The 16,848-nt window shown below is 54.4% G+C and carries 16 protein-coding genes; 8 read left to right on the top strand and 8 right to left on the bottom strand.

Translation table 11 applies throughout. The annotated features are described in order from the left end of the window. Window positions 1-61 precede the first annotated feature (61 nt). The 5 genes from ybiO to trhO form a co-directional block, all read right to left on the bottom strand. The gene (gene ybiO / locus ELY33_RS10825) at window positions 62-2,449 is read right to left on the bottom strand and encodes a mechanosensitive channel protein (protein WP_126947879.1); all 2,388 of its coding nucleotides are present in this window, start codon (window positions 2,447-2,449) and stop codon (window positions 62-64) included. 273 nt (window positions 2,450-2,722) lie between these two features. After that, window positions 2,723-3,154, bottom strand: a complete 432-nt coding sequence (locus tag ELY33_RS10820) for a YqaA family protein (protein WP_126947877.1) — start codon at window positions 3,152-3,154, stop codon at window positions 2,723-2,725. A gap of 46 nt (window positions 3,155-3,200) precedes the next feature. Next, the gene (locus ELY33_RS10815; RefSeq protein ID WP_126947875.1) at window positions 3,201-4,022 is read right to left on the bottom strand and encodes an IclR family transcriptional regulator; all 822 of its coding nucleotides are present in this window, start codon (window positions 4,020-4,022) and stop codon (window positions 3,201-3,203) included. 117 nt (window positions 4,023-4,139) lie between these two features. Next, window positions 4,140-4,946 (bottom strand): enoyl-CoA hydratase, encoded by an 807-nt coding sequence (locus ELY33_RS10810; RefSeq protein ID WP_126947874.1) that lies wholly within the window; start codon window positions 4,944-4,946, stop codon window positions 4,140-4,142. A 122-nt stretch (window positions 4,947-5,068) separates the two neighbouring features. Then, a complete protein-coding gene (gene trhO, locus ELY33_RS10805; RefSeq protein WP_126947872.1) occupies window positions 5,069-6,058 on the bottom strand; it encodes an oxygen-dependent tRNA uridine(34) hydroxylase TrhO in 990 nt (329 codons plus the stop codon). 224 nt (window positions 6,059-6,282) lie between these two features. On the opposite strand from trhO, the gene ELY33_RS10800 reads away from it, so the two are divergent. After that, window positions 6,283-6,972: a pirin family protein gene (locus ELY33_RS10800; RefSeq protein ID WP_126948081.1), complete on the top strand. Its 690-nt coding sequence runs from the start codon at window positions 6,283-6,285 to the stop codon at window positions 6,970-6,972. 68 nt (window positions 6,973-7,040) lie between these two features. Here ELY33_RS10800 and serA read toward each other — a convergent pair whose 3' ends face one another. Next, entirely contained in the window at window positions 7,041-8,285 is a 1,245-nt protein-coding gene (serA, locus tag ELY33_RS10795) for a phosphoglycerate dehydrogenase (RefSeq protein WP_126947870.1), read from the bottom strand. A 281-nt stretch (window positions 8,286-8,566) separates the two neighbouring features. Here serA and ELY33_RS10790 point away from each other — a divergent pair, with 281 nt between their 5' ends. From ELY33_RS10790 to ELY33_RS10770, 5 genes are all read left to right on the top strand, one after another. Beyond that, window positions 8,567-8,881 (top strand): exodeoxyribonuclease VII small subunit, encoded by a 315-nt coding sequence (locus tag ELY33_RS10790; protein ID WP_126947868.1) that lies wholly within the window; start codon window positions 8,567-8,569, stop codon window positions 8,879-8,881. Beyond that, on the top strand, window positions 8,875-9,771 hold the full coding sequence (gene ispA, locus ELY33_RS10785) for a (2E,6E)-farnesyl diphosphate synthase (RefSeq protein WP_126947866.1): 897 nt from the start codon (window positions 8,875-8,877) through the stop codon (window positions 9,769-9,771). The genes ELY33_RS10790 and ispA overlap by 7 nt, the downstream gene beginning before the upstream one ends. A gap of 44 nt (window positions 9,772-9,815) precedes the next feature. Next, on the top strand, window positions 9,816-11,741 hold the full coding sequence (dxs, locus tag ELY33_RS10780; RefSeq protein ID WP_126947864.1) for a 1-deoxy-D-xylulose-5-phosphate synthase: 1,926 nt from the start codon (window positions 9,816-9,818) through the stop codon (window positions 11,739-11,741). Between the two features lie 29 nt (window positions 11,742-11,770). Next, on the top strand, window positions 11,771-12,532 hold the full coding sequence (gene djlA, locus ELY33_RS10775; protein ID WP_126947862.1) for a co-chaperone DjlA: 762 nt from the start codon (window positions 11,771-11,773) through the stop codon (window positions 12,530-12,532). A gap of 64 nt (window positions 12,533-12,596) precedes the next feature. Next, on the top strand, window positions 12,597-13,223 hold the full coding sequence (locus tag ELY33_RS10770) for a glutathione S-transferase family protein (protein WP_126947860.1): 627 nt from the start codon (window positions 12,597-12,599) through the stop codon (window positions 13,221-13,223). On the opposite strand, the gene trhA is transcribed toward ELY33_RS10770, so the two are convergent. Together trhA and ribA are read right to left on the bottom strand one after the other, a co-directional pair. Beyond that, entirely contained in the window at window positions 13,216-13,914 is a 699-nt protein-coding gene (gene trhA / locus ELY33_RS10765; RefSeq protein WP_126947858.1) for a PAQR family membrane homeostasis protein TrhA, read from the bottom strand. The two genes, ELY33_RS10770 and trhA, sit on opposite strands and share 8 nt — an antisense overlap. 110 nt (window positions 13,915-14,024) lie before the next feature. Then, complete coding sequence (gene ribA, locus ELY33_RS10760) at window positions 14,025-14,660, bottom strand: GTP cyclohydrolase II (RefSeq protein WP_126947856.1); 636 nt, start codon at window positions 14,658-14,660, stop codon at window positions 14,025-14,027. 198 nt (window positions 14,661-14,858) lie between these two features. Here ribA and hemE point away from each other — a divergent pair, with 198 nt between their 5' ends. Further along, window positions 14,859-15,974 carry a uroporphyrinogen decarboxylase gene (hemE, locus tag ELY33_RS10755; protein WP_126947854.1) on the top strand — a complete coding sequence of 372 codons (1,116 nt, stop codon included), beginning with the start codon at window positions 14,859-14,861 and terminating at the stop codon, window positions 15,972-15,974. After that, the gene (gene speE / locus ELY33_RS10750) at window positions 15,971-16,831 is read left to right on the top strand and encodes a polyamine aminopropyltransferase (RefSeq protein WP_126947852.1); all 861 of its coding nucleotides are present in this window, start codon (window positions 15,971-15,973) and stop codon (window positions 16,829-16,831) included. Before hemE ends, speE begins: the two co-directional genes overlap by 4 nt. Window positions 16,832-16,848: the final 17 nt, after the last annotated feature.

Below are 16,848 nucleotides of genomic sequence, written 5' to 3'. Positions count from 1 at the left end.
CCGCCCGAAGGCAGCCCCAGTGTCAACGCTCTAGCCGCTAAGCGTCTCACACCCTTTCGGATTACACTTCGTCAACATCACCTTGGTCAGGCTTTAGGTGGTCAGGCTCAATTGGAGATCGAGCTGACTGGTCTGATGGATGTTCGCTTTCCTGACGAAGTGGCGACGTCTCCACTTTTTTGCGTTCAGCAGTGGAATCCAGCACACGTACATTAGCAGGTGGCGTTTTACCGCCTTTTGTTTCACCGAAGTAGAGCGTGGTATGCGGGAATGGTATCTCGATACCGGCTGCATCAAAGCGCAACTTCACTAACCGGTTATAGGCACGCCCAACAGCCCACTGATCACCCGGCGTTGTCTTGATTACCACACGAATATTCACCGAACTATCCGCCAGCGCGGTAACACCTGCAACGGTCAGGTCAGCCAGCAGTTTATGGCCTTCTTCTTCGCTCTTTTTCAGGTCTTCGAACGCCAGCTGCAGCTGCTCAATCGCCTCATCAATGCTTTCGTTATAGCCGATACCGTATTCACCGACGTGATTACCATACTCACGCATATAGTTAGATACCGTATCAACACTGGAAAACGGAACGATGTGATAGGTGCCAGACAAATCACGGATGCCTACAGAACGAATACTAAGCCGCTCGGCAGTTCCTGTGACGCCGCCTACAGTGACCACGTCACCGGTATTCATGGCGTTTTCTACCTGAATAAACACACCGGTAATAACATCCTGCACCAGCTTTTGGGCACCAAAACCAATCGCTAAGCCCAGCACACCAGCACCGGCAATAAGCGGGCCGATATTAATGCCTATTTCCGACAATACGATCATGCCGGTGATCGTCACCATGGCAATAACTAAGGCGTTACGAAACAGACTGAGCAACGTTTTAGCACGTGCAGAGGGTTCGCCATGGCCCGTTTCCGGATTGAGCTTGTGTTCGATAAGGCTAGCCAGCCCCAGCCAAACACCGAATGCAACGATCAAGATAATGGCCACACTGGTCAGATTACCGACTAAGTTAGCGCCACGTTCAGAGGCGTACCAAGCCGCTAAATTAAACACTCCCCAGGCATCCAGCACGACCATCAGGACCGCTACTAATAGTACGGTACGCAAAACACGTAAGGCATTGGGCACATAGCTATTTAAGCGCACTTCCAGCATCGGCAACCTACGACGCAGATCATCGGATAGCTTAATACGACGGCCAATCGTTTGAGTAAGGAACGCCGATACCAAAAGACCGACAACCATTGCAGCCAATGTTTTCAATGTGGCAAACAACACAAATGGCAATGCATCCCCAGGGCGTATCAGCGTCAGCACGAACACCATCAAGAAATAGAGTAATGCAAACAAGTGCCAGGTTCGCGCAAATAAGTGCAGCGATACGCGGCTGGCGGTCATCGTTGCACCTGCCGCCATCTGGTTAAGGTTATCGCGCAGGCGTACACGGTTTTTAAGCACAACCGCTACCGCGTAAATGAAGGCCAACAGCATGATAAAGGTGCCTACTGCTTGGCCTAGGGTTGCCGCGATATAGAAGTTGACCAGCGGTACAACCACCATCAAACCATAACCCACCATGCCAATTAAACGCGCCAACCAGCGATTCCAGTAAGATGCTTCTTTCGCCGAGATAGGTAACAGGCGCAGTCCTTCATAGCGCGAAGAAAACAACATGCGCACACCGACTTTCAATAACTCAATCATAAAGAAAGCATTTAGAAATAACGATGCACGGGTAGAAAGCTCGCCAGTTTCACCCACTGCGAACGTTGCTAACAAGTTCCCGCTCACGTAGGCAAAAGCAACAAGCAACACGTCTACCACAGCAGCAATGGCAACACATAGCACTAAGCGCAGCACGGGTGTTAAGCCGCTGCCCTGCTGAGACCAACCGCTAATCTTAGTAAATAACGGCTTCGCTAAACGCCGGGAAATCATAAATATCGCGAACGTCGCGACAATCACAATCCCAAGGTTAATTGCGGCACTGACAAACGCAGCCATGTCGAAGGTGCTAGTCCCTTGGCCAGCAAACAGCCCGGCCACAACGGCAACTGCCTGCTCTATCTGCCCGCTAACATCACTGACCACGCGGCTGGTTAGCTCTGCAAGCTGACGAGGCAGCGACACATCTTCAGGAGCAAGATTGCCGCCCTGGGCAGCAGCCTCCGGCGATAACTCGCTGGTCAGCTCATTAGGTAACACTGACGCTTGGTTTCGCAGTAGCTCAATGAGCTCTTGGCGGGCTTGCTCGTCTTCCAGCAGATCAGCAAGCGCCGAATAAGAGGGCTGTTCTTCCACGTTAGCAGTGTCTGCGCCGCCTGCACCTGCACTTAACGTGGTTTGTGCCAGCGCCGGCGTTGCCAGAAAGGCGAATAGCATCAATAACCAGACGCCTAGCCAGGGGAATAAACGTAATGGCGTCACACCTAAACCTCCCTTTGAGTGAGTCCTTTGAGTGAGTCTTTTACTCAGTGTCATTACTAACTCGCTTTCTGTACATCGTTTTTAGACATATCGTTTTGAGGCATATCGTTCTTAGGCATAACAAGGTGCACGCTGTTCATAATGCACTTTGTGTAGGGGGCATGCTTTGTATAAAAGATAAATAGAGTAACATGAGAGAAAGAGCGTGGCTCGCCACCAGCCTCATCACTATTTACGCATCAACGCCGCTTAGGTTAACCATTATTTCTGTTTTTACCCGCAAAGCGGCACCAGCCATTGCTGGGCCAACACCAACAACAGCGCATAGCGAGTGCCTTTTGCCACCACAATCCACAGCAGTGCACGCCACCAGGGCAGCCTAAAGATTCCTGCGAGTACTGTGAGGGGATCACCCAGGACGGGTGCCCAGGAAAGCAGCAAGCTAACCTCGCCAAAACGTTTGTACCAACGCTCTGCGCGCGCTAAGCCAGCCGGCGAGGCGGGAAACCAGCGGCGATGCTGAAACTGGCGAGCATAACGCCCTAGCGCCACATTGATCATACTACCCAGCGTGTTACCCGTGGTTGCGACAAGCCAAAGCTCAAACACGGGCTCGCCTAAACACCACTGACGTGCCAGCCACACCTCTGAACCGCCAGGCAGCAGGGTGGCACTCGCTAGTGCCACCCAAAACAGGCTAAACATAAGGAGGGATGCCCTTGTCAGTCACTTCAGGTGAGCGAAGCACTGTTCATCGGGGCAGTTGACCACCCAGCTGAAGGGTGATTTCGTCGGCGATAGTGCGCACTAATGCACCCAGCGCTAACAAGCGCTCTTCGGGGATGCGTGCCATTGGCCCAGAGACGGAAATGGCCGCCAGCGGCGTACCGTGCTCATCGTGAATGCAGGCGGCAACACAGTGTAAGCCCACCGCGTGTTCCTCGCGGTCGCAGGCAAACCCCTGAGTACGAATAGTGGCCATTTCGGTCAACAGCTCACCGGTTTGATGCAGCGTGTTTTCAGTCACTCGAGCAAGATCGTAGCCTTTAAGCAATTCGGTACGTTCGTCTTCGCTCATCCAGGCCAATAAGGCTTTTCCCACCCCGGAGGCATGCAGCGGCGCCCGTGAGCCTAGGCGGGTAATCATACGCATCATCTGCGGCGACTCATGCTGGGCAAGAAATACCGCGGTCGCACCCTCCCGAATGCCCAGGTTCGCGGTTTCGCCTGTCTCTGCCGTTAAGCGGCGTAGAAAGGGCCGACTGAGAGCGACGACATCACGCGCTTCTAAAAAGCTGTTACCAATGCGAAAAGTTTTTACATCAATGCGCCAAAGCCCTTGCTCGCTTTCTTGAGTCACGAACCCCTGGCTCTGAAGTGCCTGCAACAAACGGTGAGTAGTGGATGGCGCGAGATCAGCCATGTCCGCCAACTCCGACAATGCTAACCCTAACGGACTCGCCGATAAATACTCTAATAGCGTGAGACCACGTACTAATGATTGGCTGTGTCCACCACTCGCTTTGGTGGCCCCCGCCGGACGTCCAACTGACCTGCGCTTAACGTCACTCACCTTACTTTCTCCTGAAGACGCCTCTCCTGAAGGCATAAAGTGAGGGAGGATAACGCGCCGGCGGGGCGATTGTCGCGTTTACGGAAACAAATTCCACCAATGATATCTTGCGTCTTACTAGCGATGACGCCACTGGGGCTGACGCTTGGCAATAAAGGCATCAATGCCCTCGGCCACATCGTCTGCCAGCATGTTGCACGCCATGGTCTCACCAGCAAAGGCATAGGCGTCTTCCAGCGGCATGGCTAGCTGGCGGGCAAACATTGCTTTCCCAGTGCGCACCGCCACCGCACTCTTGGCGCAAATGCTCGCGGTAAGCGCTTCCACAGCACTATCGAGCTCGCCCTCTTCGGCGACCCGGTTAATGAGCCCCCAATCGGCTGCTTGGGAAGCGCTAATAAACTCCCCCGTCAGCAACATTTCCATCGCCCGCTTTCGCGACACGTTGCGCGAAAGCGCTACCGCCGGAGTCGAACAGAACAGTCCCACATTGATTCCTGACACGGCAAACCGGGCACTGCTAGCCGCCACAGCCAAATCACAGCTAGCGACAAGCTGGCAGCCGGCGGCAGTCGCAATACCTTGGACTTTAGCAATTACTGGCACAGGCAAGTTAACAATGGCCTGCATTACCGCGCCACAGCGAGTGAACAGCGCTTGGTAGTAGGCTTTATCAGGGGTAGCACGCATCTGCTTTAAATCATGCCCTGCGCAAAAGGCTTTGCCATTGGCGGCGAATACCACGCAACGCACCTGATCATCCTGGGCAATGTCATCAAGCGCGCTCTGCAGCGCCGTCAACATATCTTCAGAGAGCGTATTAAAGCGTTCAGGCTGGTTTAACGTAAGCGTGGTTACGCCTTGGTAATCCGTGCGTTGTAACAGGTTCGAAGACGCCAGCGGCGCATTAGAAGAGACAGACATAAAAAACTCCTAGACAGGTGAATGTCACTCAGTCTAGCGCGCACTTCGGTCTATCGCATACTTAGACAATAGCGGCGGGGTTACAACCACGTGGCCTCTCTGCTGGCAGGAGGCCACGCGCGCTACGCGTTTGCGCGGTCGTCTTTGCGGTGGTTATAGCCCAGCGGATGGGGTTCGCCGCGAGCCTTGGCCAGTTCGATTTGACGTTGGCGCTCTCGGGCGGCAGCGCGGGTTTTTTCAGGGAGAGAGTCGATGCAGTGGGGGCAGCTGATGCCCGGCTCGTAAGTCGACGACTGCATATCGTCAAGAGAGATGGGCATACGACAGGCGTGACACTGTTCATGTTCGCCTTCGCTTAGGTCATGTCGCACCGTTACGCGGTTATCAAACACAAAACACTCACCGCGCCATAAAGACTGCTCTTCCGGCACTTTTTCGAGGTAGTTCAACACGCCACCTTTTAGGTGATAGACCTCTTCAAAGCCCTCTTTCAGCATAAAACTGGAGGCCTTTTCACAGCGGATACCGCCGGTGCAGAACATCGCAACTTTTTTGTGCTTTTCTGGGTTGTAGTGCTCGCGCACGTACTCAGGAAACTGGCGGAAGGTGGTCGTTTTCGGGTCAATTGCCCGTTCAAAGCTGCCAATCGCCACTTCGTAATCATTACGGGTATCGATAACCAGTACTTCCGGATCGGAGATCACATCATTCCAATTTTCCGGTTCAACGTAGGTTCCGACGGTGTCGTTGGGATCAATATCCGGCACACCTAGGGTCACAATCTCTTTTTTGAGTTTGACCTTGGTGCGATAGAACGGCGTTTCGTCGCAGTAAGACTCTTTATGGTCAACATCGCTTAAGCGGGGGTCGGCGGTCAGCCAAGCCAACAGGGCATCTATGCCTTCGCGGGTGCCTGCCACGGTGCCGTTAATACCTTCTTTGGCCAGCAGCAGCGTGCCTTTGACGTCGTTATCGATCATCGTCTGACGCAGTGGCTCACGCAGCGCCTCAAAGTCGTTCAACGTAACAAATTTATATAGCGCCGCGACCACGATGGGCAGCGTTCGGGTGGTTTCCGACTGGATGGTTTCTGACTGGATGGTTTCTGACATACAAAACTCCTGGTAGTCGCCCTCGCAAAGGGCGGACCGGGTAAATAAGCGCGCACAGTTTAACAAACAATTCATGCAAAGTGCTGCTCTATCTGCCGCTAGCTAGGGGCCCGCTGGCCAATCATCGATTTATTCGATCTAACCATCTAAAAAGCTTCACCCCACTATTTAGGCTAGCGGGCGTATATTAATAGGTATTCTTAATGACGTTTTCGGAGTACACCATGCAAATCCGTCGTTCTAACGAGCGAGGCTACGCCGACCATGGCTGGCTACGCTCTTACCACACGTTCTCGTTCGCCAACTATGTAGACCCCAATCATATGGGGTTCCGAGCGCTGCGGGTCATCAACGAAGACCGAGTAACGCCCGGTAATGGTTTTGGCGCTCACCCCCATCGGGATATGGAGATTCTCTCTTATGTATTAGAGGGAGAAATTGAGCATCGCGATAATATGGGTAACGGTAAAGTCGCGCGCCCAGGCGACTTACAGCGCATGTCTGCAGGCACTGGCGTGGTGCACAGCGAGTTCAACCCCTCAAAAGAGAACGGGCTGCATTTCCTACAGATTTGGATCGAACCTGCCAAGCGGGGGATTGCCCCTGGCTATGAGCAGAAAGCCTTTCCTACTGCTGAACGCCAAGGCCAGTGGCGTTTGGTCGCGTCTCAAGAAGGTCGCGAGGGGTCAGTAAGCATCAATCAGGACGTCAATCTTTACGCCGGCTTGTTCGATGCTGGCGAACAGGCGACCTTGCCGCCTTCACGCTATACCTGGCTACATGTCGTGAAAGGCTCGGTCGACGTTAACGGTGAAACTCTTAGCGCAGGAGATGCTGCGGCATTTCAATCGGGCGAGACATTCGACGTTACCGGTGGCCAAGCGGCTGAAGTACTGCTGTTTGACTTGGCTTAAACCAGTCATTGAATCGCAAAACGGCCCCAAAAAGGGGCCGTTTTAATGGATCACGCTGACAACAGTGATTAGCTGTTATGCGCCGAGTAAAGCACGCGAATTTTCAGTGTGTGCTCCACTTGCTTTAATGCTTCTAGTGCCTGCGGGCCGTAGGCTTTATCGACATCAATCACCACGTAGCCCACTTCTTCATTGGTTTGTAGATACTGGCCTGAAATATTGATGCCGTTTTCAGACAGTACGCGGTTAATCTGCGATAGCACGCCGGGCACGTTGTCATGAATATGCAGCAAACGATGCTTATCCGGGTGGGCAGGCAGCGCTACTTCTGGGAAGTTAACCGAGGTAACCGTGGTACCATTATCCGAATAGGTGATCAGTTTTTCCGTCACTTCAATACCGATATTCTCCTGAGCTTCCAGGGTAGAACCGCCGATATGTGGCGTAAGAATCACGTTTTCCAGGCCACGTAGCGGGCTTTGGAACTCTTCATTGTTACCTTTCGGCTCTACCGGGAAGACGTCAATGGCGGCACCGTTAAGCTTGCCAGCCTTAATCGCTTCTGCCAATGGTTCAAGCTCAACAACGCTGCCGCGGGCGGCATTAATCAAGATGGCACCCTGCTTCATAACCGCGATCTCTTTCTCGCCTATCATCCAGCGAGTAGCAGGTAAGTCAGGAACGTGTAGGCTGACTACATCAGCGCGCGCCAACAGCTGCTCAAGACTCGCTACCTGACTCGCGTTACCCATGCCTAGCTTAGTAATCACATCGTAATAAATGACGTTAAAGCCAAGTGACTCAGCCAAAACCGAGAGCTGCGCGCCGATGCTACCGTAACCAACGATGCCTAGGGTTTTGCCCCGCGCCTCGTGGGAGTTTTTCGCCGATTTCAGCCAGCCGCCTTGGTGGGCGCGAGCGTTCTTCTCGGGAATACCGCGTAGCAGCATGATGGCTTCCGCCAGCACCAACTCTGCGACCGAGCGGGTATTAGAGTAAGGCGCGTTAAATACCGCGATGCCACGCTTAAGAGCCGCCGTTAAATCAACTTGATTCGTTCCGATACAGAAACAGCCAACGCCCACCAGCTTTTCTGCCGCGTCAAATACGCGCTCATTGAGCTGCGTACGCGAACGAATGCCAATGAAGTGAACATCACGAATCTTTTCGATCAGCGACGCTTCATCTAGCGATGTCGGCAGGTGCTCGATGTTCTCGTAACCTGCATTGTGAAAGTTGTCCACCGCGCTTTGGTGGACGCCCTCAAGCAGCAGGATCTTGATTTTGCTCTTGTCCAGAGACGTTTTGGCCATGACTGAATCAACCTCTATGGTCGGCGACATGCGCCGTGTATCGGTTCACGGAAGGGCCATATGGTAGCACAATCATTATCGCTCTCGGCGCCTTGAGATGATAAAAGTGGACGTTTACAAGATGAACCAGACGCAAGTAGCAGAATTGACCAGGGATGAGGGCAGACGCCACCCCCTTAGCTCGGTGTATACTGGGCGTCTATTTCTGATAACTCGGCTATAGCCACATTCGCTGCCCTTAAACAGCGTCAAGGCGCCAGCAAAACGGTAGGCATTACCCAATGAGCGACAACATTCCTCCCACGCAAGATTTTGCCGCAACGGTTTTACAGCTTGAAACCATTGTGGAACGCCTTGAGTCTGGCGAACTCTCATTGGAGGACGCGCTGACCGCGTTTGAACAAGGCGTACGACTTACCCGCGACGCCCAGCAACGTCTTGATAGTGCTGAGTTGAAAGTCCGTGCCTTAAGCGAGGATCAAGACGGCAAGTTGAAAGTCACCTCGTTTGCGAGTAATTCAGGCATGACAAACACTCTCGACAACAGCAGCGACAGCGAAGACAGCAGCGACAACGAGGAAACGCCGCCGTGGTAACGACTACTGATGCTTCTCAGTTGGCGACGCTGCGTCACGCGAGCAACACGCGGGTAGATGCCACGCTGTCAGCTTTATTTGATACCCAGCCAGCCGCTGCACCGCGACTTGAAGCCGCCATGCGCCACGGCTTGTTGGTAGGCGGTAAACGTCTGCGGCCGCTGCTGGTATATCTCGCAGGCAAAGCGTTAGGTGCGAAGGAAGACGCCTTAGACGCTCCCGCAGCAGCGATTGAGCTAATCCATGCGTACTCGTTGATTCACGACGATCTACCTGCCATGGATGATGACGACCTACGTCGCGGCCAACCTACGGTGCACAAAGCCTTCGATGAAGCCACCGCGATTTTAGCAGGAGACGCGCTACAAGCACTGGCCTTTGAAGTACTCGCCAGCCAACCGCATCCACGGCTTGGCAGCATGATCACTACGCTGGCGGTGGCCGCTGGTCGTTCGGGAATGGTCGCCGGCCAGGCACTAGACTTAGCTGCCGTGGGTGGCCACCCCGATGTAGACGCCCTGGCTCACATGCATGCCCATAAAACCGGTGCGCTGATTGTAGCCGCCGTGCGTTTAGGCGGGTTAGTCGCAGCAGATGAAAACGACCCTCGGCTTGCCGCGCTGATTCGCTACGCCCGCGCCATTGGTCTAGCCTTTCAGATTCACGATGATGTCCTTGATGTAACGGGCGATACCGTCACGCTAGGCAAAATCTCCGGCGCTGATGCCGCTCGTGCCAAGCCGACTTATCCCAGCTTGCTGGGGCTTTCCGGCGCGCAGCTTAAAGCAAACACGCTGATGGAAGAGGCCATTGCCGCCCTCGCCCCGCTTGGCGAGCAAGCCGCACCGCTGGCCGATCTTGCCCACTACATGATCGAGCGCGACCACTAAACGATGTCGATGAACGACGACCATGAAAACATGCCTATGAAAACATGCCTATGAAGCTGTTCGACGAGATTCCCCGCGAGCGCCCGGTAACGCCGCTGCTCGACTCTTTTGATCATCCCGCTGCGCTACGGGCCATGAATGCTAGTCAGCTTGCCCAGTTGGCTGACGAACTGCGTGCCTACTTGTTATATAGCGTAGGTGTGACGGGCGGCCACTTCGGCGCAGGTTTGGGCGTGGTGGAGCTTACCGTAGCCTTGCATCACGCGTTCCATACGCCCAAAGACCGTTTGGTCTGGGATGTAGGCCACCAAGCTTACCCGCATAAAATATTAACTGGGCGTCGCGAAGCGATACTCAGCATTCGCCAGCATGGCGGCTTAGCGGCGTTTCCCCGTCGTGCTGAATCCGAATACGACACCTTCGGGGTAGGTCACTCCAGTACATCAATTTCAGCAGCCCTGGGGATGGCGCTAGCCGCCCAGGCGCAAAACGACCCTCGTCACGTGTGTGCCATTATTGGTGACGGCGCACTCACGGCGGGAATGGCGTTTGAAGCGCTGGCCCATGCGGGCCACGTAAACGCCAACCTGCTGGTGGTGCTAAACGACAATGAAATGTCGATTTCGGAAAACGTGGGTGGTATCGCCACCTATCTCGCCCGAGTGCTGTCCAGCAAGCCTTTCCTGAAGATGCGTGAGGAGGGCAAAAAAGTACTGTCCCATCTACCGGGCGCACTTGAACTTGCCAAGCGTACCGAAGAGCACATGAAAGGCATGGTGAGCCCTGCCACGCTGTTTGAAGAAATGGGATTTAACTATATCGGCCCCATTGATGGCCACGACTTGGAAGCGTTGACTACAACGCTGCGCAATCTGCGCGATCAAGATGGCCCGCAGTTTTTACATATCAAAACGGTCAAGGGGAAAGGCTTTCTGCCCGCCGAGGCTGACCAGATTGGCTATCACGCGATTACCAAACTGGAAAAGCCCAACACCACTGCCAATGCGCCACTGGTGAAACCACCGATAGCAGCTAAGGTGGCGGCTAAGAAAAAGTACTGCAACGTGTTTGGCGACTGGCTGTGCGATATGGCGGCCACCGACTCAAGGCTAATGGGAATTACCCCGGCCATGGGTGAAGGCTCGGATTTGATTCGCTTCTCCCAACAGTACCCCGAGCGTTATTTTGATGTCGCGATCGCCGAGCAGCATGCCGTGACGCTTGCCGCAGGCATGGCCTGCGAACACATGAAGCCTGTCGTGGCGATTTATTCCACGTTCTTGCAACGCGGTTACGACCAGCTCATTCACGATGTGTCCGTCCAGAATCTAGACGTGACGTTTGCGATTGATCGCGCAGGCCTGGTGGGTGAAGACGGCCCAACGCACCACGGCAGCATGGATTTATCGTTTTTACGCTGCATTCCTGGCATGGTGATTTTAGCCCCTGCTGACGAAGCAGAATGCCGCGCCATGCTAAGCGCTGCCTACCATCACCCAGGCCCTGCAGCGGTTCGCTACCCGCGAGGCACAGGCCCCGGCGTAGACATCCCTGAGCACCTAGAGCCACTACCGATTGGCCAGGCACAGGTACGCCGCGATGCTGGCAGTGAAGGTGTACGCATTGCATTGCTAGCGTTTGGTAGCGTTAACAGCGCCGCCGCAGTGGTCGCAGAAAAGCTCAATGCGACGCATATCAACATGCGTTCTATTAAGCCGCTGGACAGAGACACCGTGTTGCATGCCGCTGATGAACACGAGCTGCTGGTCACTCTAGAAGAGAATGTGATTGCTGGTGGCGCAGGCAGTGCGGTGAACGAGCTACTGCACGCTGAAGGCGTACAAATCGAAGTGCTCAATTTAGGCCTACCTGATACTTTTGTTGAACACGGCTCTCCCGCGGAGTTGCTACGCGACTGCGGCCTGGATGCCGACGGTATCGAGCGCGCTATTCGCGCACGCCTCCCGTAACTTTTAATTTTTAAACGGTTGAGAACACCATGCTATTTTTGATTATTCTGTTTGGCCTGATTGGCCTTGCTTTCGGCGGCCCCATTGGCCTGCTGGTGGGCGGCGGGTTGGGCTGGTGGCTGGCACGGCGGATTAGCCGCCGCTTAAACGCTGCCCGCACACAAATCCAAGAAGGCTTTCTAGAATCGATCTTCTCGGTAATGGGCTGCTTGTGCCAAGCCGACGGTAAAGTCACCGATGGCGAGCTTGGCGTAGCCGAAAAGCTGTTTGACCAAATGCGCCTTCAAGGCGAACAGCGTGCCAAAGCGCGAGCTGCCTTTGAGCGCGGTCGCGCCGACGACTTCAACCTAGATGCAGAGCTGGCCAACGTTAATCGGCTGACTCAACGCCAGCCGATTTTACGCCAGGTGTTTTTGCAGGTTCAGTTAACCGCCATTGCTGCCGACGGCGTGCTTCACCCTGAAGAGCACGAGATGATTCTGCGCGTAGCGCGCGGGGTTGGCTGTAGCGATGCCGAAGTGCAGCAGATCGAAGCCATGCTTCACGGTGCTGCCGCGAATTCACAAGGTTCCAGCGAAGAAGCGCTAAAAGATGCTTATCGCGTACTTGGGGTGAGCGAAGATGCCAATGATGCAGACATCAAGAAAGCGTACCGCCGCCTGATGAGCCAAAATCACCCAGATAAACTGGCGGGTAAAGGGCTGCCAGAAAGTATGCGTGAAGTGGCCCAGGCGCGCACCAGCGAAATCGGCAACGCTTACGAACGCATACGCAGCGCTCGGGGCCAGTAGCCAGTGACAGGCTTCTAAGCACTCGCTAAAGTAACGTCTCACCGCGCTACTTAGGAGCCGCCTCATGATTACGCACTACAGCTATCCCAACTCCCGCTCACTGCGAGTCGCTTGGACCCTTGAAGAGCTTGGCCTAGAATACCGCTGCCAGCATGTAGCGCTGGATAAGTGCGAAGGACAAACTGCTGAGCACCTAGCCCGCCATCCAGACGGCAAGGTGCCCGTGATGGAAGATGGCGAGCTAACGTTGTTTGAATCGGCGCCTATCTGCCGCTATCTGGCCGAACAGTACGGTGATGGCAGCCTGCTGCCTGAAAGCGCCGCTGAGCGAGCGCGGGTCGACCAATGGCTGAGCTTTATTGTCACCGAAGTCGAGCAACCACTGTGGCTTCAGGCCAAACATAAATTCGCGCTCCCCCAAGATAAGCGCGTGCCTGCAGTACTACCTACCGCTGCGTGGGAATTCCAGCGTGCGTTGCAAGCGCTTGAGCGCCGCTACCAGGGTCAGGAAACATTAGTCGGCGATACCTTCACGCTGGCGGATATATTTCTTACCCATACCTTAACGTGGGCAGCCAGCATGAAGCACCGCCTGCCAGAATCACTTAAAACCTACAGCAAACACCATATGCAGCGCCCCGCAATAGCCCGCGCCATGGAAAAAGAGCAAGCGGCAGCTGATGCTAAGTGACTGCCCCATGGGGCAGAACAGCGCTGTAGACGGCAAAGTAGTGACAGACACTTCCGGCAATCACAAACAAATGCCATATAGCGTGGTTGTAGGGGATGGCACGCACGGCGTAGAAGACAACGCCTAGCGTGTAGATGATTCCACCAGCAGCAAGCAGGGTGATGCCGGTCACCGATAGGCTGGCCGCCATCTCTCTAGAGGCCAGCACGATCATCCAGCCCATGAGTAGATAGATAACTACGCGTAGTAACTCAAAGCGCTGTGGCCAAAGCAGTTTGCAGCCAATCCCCACCAGCGCTAGCGACCACACAGCGGTAAATAAAGCCCAGCCCGTGGTGCCGCGCATATTAACGAGCAGAAAAGGCGTGTAAGTGCCCGCGATAAGTAAGTAAATCGCGCAGTGGTCAAGCATTTGAAAGCGTTGTTTCCAGCGCCGATGAGAAATGCCGTGATAGAAGGTCGAGGCGGTATAAAGCAGGACTAGCGTGGTCCCGTACAGGCTTAGGCTGACAATTTTCCAAGGGTCAATATGGGCAGCTAAGCTCGCAACGACCAGCAGCACGACCATGCCGATCAGGCTGAGCACAGCACCAACCCCGTGGGTAATACTGTGTAACCACTCTTCGATAATGCTGAACTCGCTTTGTTCTTGAGTCAGCACGTCACGCTGTTTTTCATCTTCGCCTTTCATCTTGGGGCACTCCTGGCAACTTCCCCGCTCGCCATCATACTTGACGTTCACCATCATGCTTTACGTTTACCATCATGCTTTACGTTTACCATCATGCTTTACGTTAATTATCATCCTTTGCGTTCAATATCGACATCGCTGGCTTGGGTAAAGTCATCCAGCGCCATCATATGACCAAGTTTGCCCGCTTTGGTTGAAAGGTAGTGTTCGTTGTGCGGGTTCAAGCCCGTTGTAATGGGCAAGCGCTCAACCACTTTCACCCCATCGCGGGTTAAGGCATCCACCTTACGCGGGTTATTGGTCATCAGCTTTAACGCCGTGATACCCAAGTGGTTGAGCATTGGCACGCACAGGTCATAACGACGCATGTCTGCGCCAAAACCAAGCTGCTCATTGGCTTCAACCGTATCGGCGCCTTGATCTTGCAAATGGTACGCGCGAATTTTATTGAGCAGCCCGATACCTCGCCCTTCCTGACGCAGATAAAACAGCACACCACGCCCTTCTTCCGCAATCCGCTTGAGCGCTTCCTGCAACTGATAGCCGCAGTCGCAACGCATTGAGAACAAGGCATCACCAGTTAAACATTCGGAATGCACGCGCCCCAATACCGGCTCGCCGCCGCTCACATCGCCCAGCGTTAAGGCGATATGATCTTTACCCGTGGCTTCGTCTTCGAAACCGTGCATGGTGAATGTGGCCCAAGGTGTGGGCAGCCGGGAAGCGGCAATGAAACGAATGGTCACAGGTTACCTCGTTGATTAACCAAACCAGCTAACCCCACCGGTGTTGGCAAAATAAGAAGATAGTTTACCAGGAAGCGACGCCAGCCTCACGGTATCAACTGGGAGAGACGTTTTTAAGCACAGTTATCTTCAAGTACCGTTATCTTCAAGTACAATGACCCCCTACAATGCGGGCAAATTTCTTAAGAGCAAGTGTCTATGACCACCACACCTTTGCAAAACGACCGTTTTCTTCGCGCGCTGGCTCGCCAGCCCGTTGACCGCACTCCGGTGTGGATGATGCGCCAAGCAGGCCGTTACCTGCCCGAATACCGTGCCAGCCGCGCCGATGCTGGCAGCTTTATGGACCTGTGTCGCAACCATGACCTAGCCTGCGAAGTCACGCTACAGCCCCTTGAGCGCTACCCGCTCGACGCCGCGATTCTGTTTTCGGATATTCTTACGATCCCTGACGCGATGGGCTTGGGGCTCTATTTCGAAACCGGCGAAGGCCCTAAATTCAGAAAAACAGTGCGCACACCCGAAGAAGTGGCGGCGTTAACGGTGCCCAACGCCGAGCGCGATCTTGATTATGTGATGCGTGCGGTATCGACCATTCGCCGTGAGCTGAACGGCCGCATGCCGCTGATTGGCTTTTCAGGGAGCCCCTGGACGTTGGCCACCTACATGGTGGAAGGCGGCTCTAGCAAAGATTTTCGTCACCTGAAAACCATGCTTTACGATACGCCAGACACCATGCACCAATTGCTGGATACCCTGGCACAGTCGGTAACCGACTACTTAAACGCGCAAATTCGCGCGGGCGCTCAAGCAGTACAGATTTTTGATACCTGGGGGGGTGCGCTCTCAACCCCCGCCTACCTGGAGTTTTCGCTGCGCTACATGGAGCAAATTGTTTCTGGCCTGATTCGTGAACACGATGGGCGTCGCGTGCCGGTCATTCTGTTCACCAAGAACGGCGGCCAGTGGCTGGAACATATCGCTTGCGCAGGTGCCGATGCACTAGGCATCGACTGGTCTACCGAGCTTTCTGATGCCCGCGCACGGGTAGGGCATAAAGTGGCGCTGCAAGGCAATCTCGATCCGAACGTGCTGTTCGCCCGGCCTTCTGCCATTCGCGCAGAAGTCGCACGCGTGCTGGAAAGCTACGGACACGGCCCTGGCCACGTATTTAACCTGGGCCATGGTATCAGCCAGTTTACCAACCCTGATCACGTCACCGCCTTTATGGAAGCGCTGCACGATTTAAGCCCCCAGTATCATCAAGGCATTCCGGCCCAAACGAACGACTCGCGCCCAGGAGTAAAGTCATGAGCGATTTACGCGACGATCAGTGGTTTACCGAAGTATTTGATAGCCACGGCAGCGCTTTCTCGCTGAAAATCTCTGAAAAGCTGCTGGACGTACAAAGCCCCTACCAGCACCTTGAAGTGTATACCACAGAGACCTACGGCAACCTGTTGGTGCTAGATGGCTGCGTGATGTTGACCGATCGCGACAACTTTCTCTATCACGAAATGATAGCCCACCCAGCACTGTTCACCCATCAAGACCCCAAACGAGTAGTGATCATTGGTGGTGGTGACTGCGGCACGTTAAAAGAAGTGCTGCGTCACCCCGGCGTTGAAAAAGTGACCCAAATCGATATCGATGAAGAAGTCACCAAGGCCGCCGAGCACTTCTTCCCAGCGCTTGTGGAAGCTAACGGCGACCCCCGTGCCGAGCTGCTGTTTGCTGATGGCGTAAAGTGGGTAGACGATGCTGCCGATGAGAGCATCGACGTGTTGATTATCGACTCCACCGACCCGGTTGGCCCCGCCGAAGGGCTGTTTAAAACCGACTTCCTGAAGCGTTGCCACCGTATTCTAAAAAATGGCGGCGTCATGGTGCAGCAAAGCGAATCACCGCTTTATCATAGCGGTTCTATTATCCGCGAACTGCGTAACGACATGCGTGAAGCGGGCTTTGATAGCGTGGCCACGCTGCCCTTCCCACAGCCGGTTTATCCGTCTGGTTGGTGGAGCGTCACGTTGGCCGGTAAAGCGACAAACGTTGAAAGCTTCCGCGAGCAGGCTGCCGCTGAGCATGAAATGCCGCTACAGTACTACACAGGTGATGCTCACCGGGGTGCGCTATCGCTGCCGCCTTTTATGCGTAAAGCCTTCGCATAACGCTGCGTCTGCGTATA

The sequence above is a fragment of the Vreelandella andesensis genome (genome assembly GCF_003989795.1).
GTDB classification, from domain to species: domain Bacteria; phylum Pseudomonadota; class Gammaproteobacteria; order Pseudomonadales; family Halomonadaceae; genus Vreelandella; species Vreelandella andesensis.
This window is presented reverse-complemented; position numbering and strand designations above follow the sequence as displayed.

Excerpts from the sequence above, each read along its gene's own strand:
- trhA (WP_126947858.1), bottom strand. The coding sequence starts at position 13,914 with ATGAAAGGCGAAGATGAAAAACAGCGTGACGTGCTGACTCAAGAACAA.
- djlA (WP_126947862.1), top strand. The coding sequence starts at position 11,771 with ATGCTATTTTTGATTATTCTGTTTGGCCTGATTGGCCTTGCTTTCGGC.
- dxs (WP_126947864.1), top strand. The coding sequence starts at position 9,816 with ATGCCTATGAAGCTGTTCGACGAGATTCCCCGCGAGCGCCCGGTAACG.
- hemE (WP_126947854.1), top strand. The coding sequence starts at position 14,859 with ATGACCACCACACCTTTGCAAAACGACCGTTTTCTTCGCGCGCTGGCT.
- ELY33_RS10820 (WP_126947877.1), bottom strand. The coding sequence starts at position 3,154 with ATGTTTAGCCTGTTTTGGGTGGCACTAGCGAGTGCCACCCTGCTGCCT.
- serA (WP_126947870.1), bottom strand. The coding sequence starts at position 8,285 with ATGGCCAAAACGTCTCTGGACAAGAGCAAAATCAAGATCCTGCTGCTT.
- ELY33_RS10810 (WP_126947874.1), bottom strand. The coding sequence starts at position 4,946 with ATGTCTGTCTCTTCTAATGCGCCGCTGGCGTCTTCGAACCTGTTACAA.
- trhO (WP_126947872.1), bottom strand. The coding sequence starts at position 6,058 with ATGTCAGAAACCATCCAGTCAGAAACCATCCAGTCGGAAACCACCCGA.
- ELY33_RS10790 (WP_126947868.1), top strand. The coding sequence starts at position 8,567 with ATGAGCGACAACATTCCTCCCACGCAAGATTTTGCCGCAACGGTTTTA.
- ELY33_RS10800 (WP_126948081.1), top strand. The coding sequence starts at position 6,283 with ATGCAAATCCGTCGTTCTAACGAGCGAGGCTACGCCGACCATGGCTGG.
- ELY33_RS10770 (WP_126947860.1), top strand. The coding sequence starts at position 12,597 with ATGATTACGCACTACAGCTATCCCAACTCCCGCTCACTGCGAGTCGCT.
- speE (WP_126947852.1), top strand. The coding sequence starts at position 15,971 with ATGAGCGATTTACGCGACGATCAGTGGTTTACCGAAGTATTTGATAGC.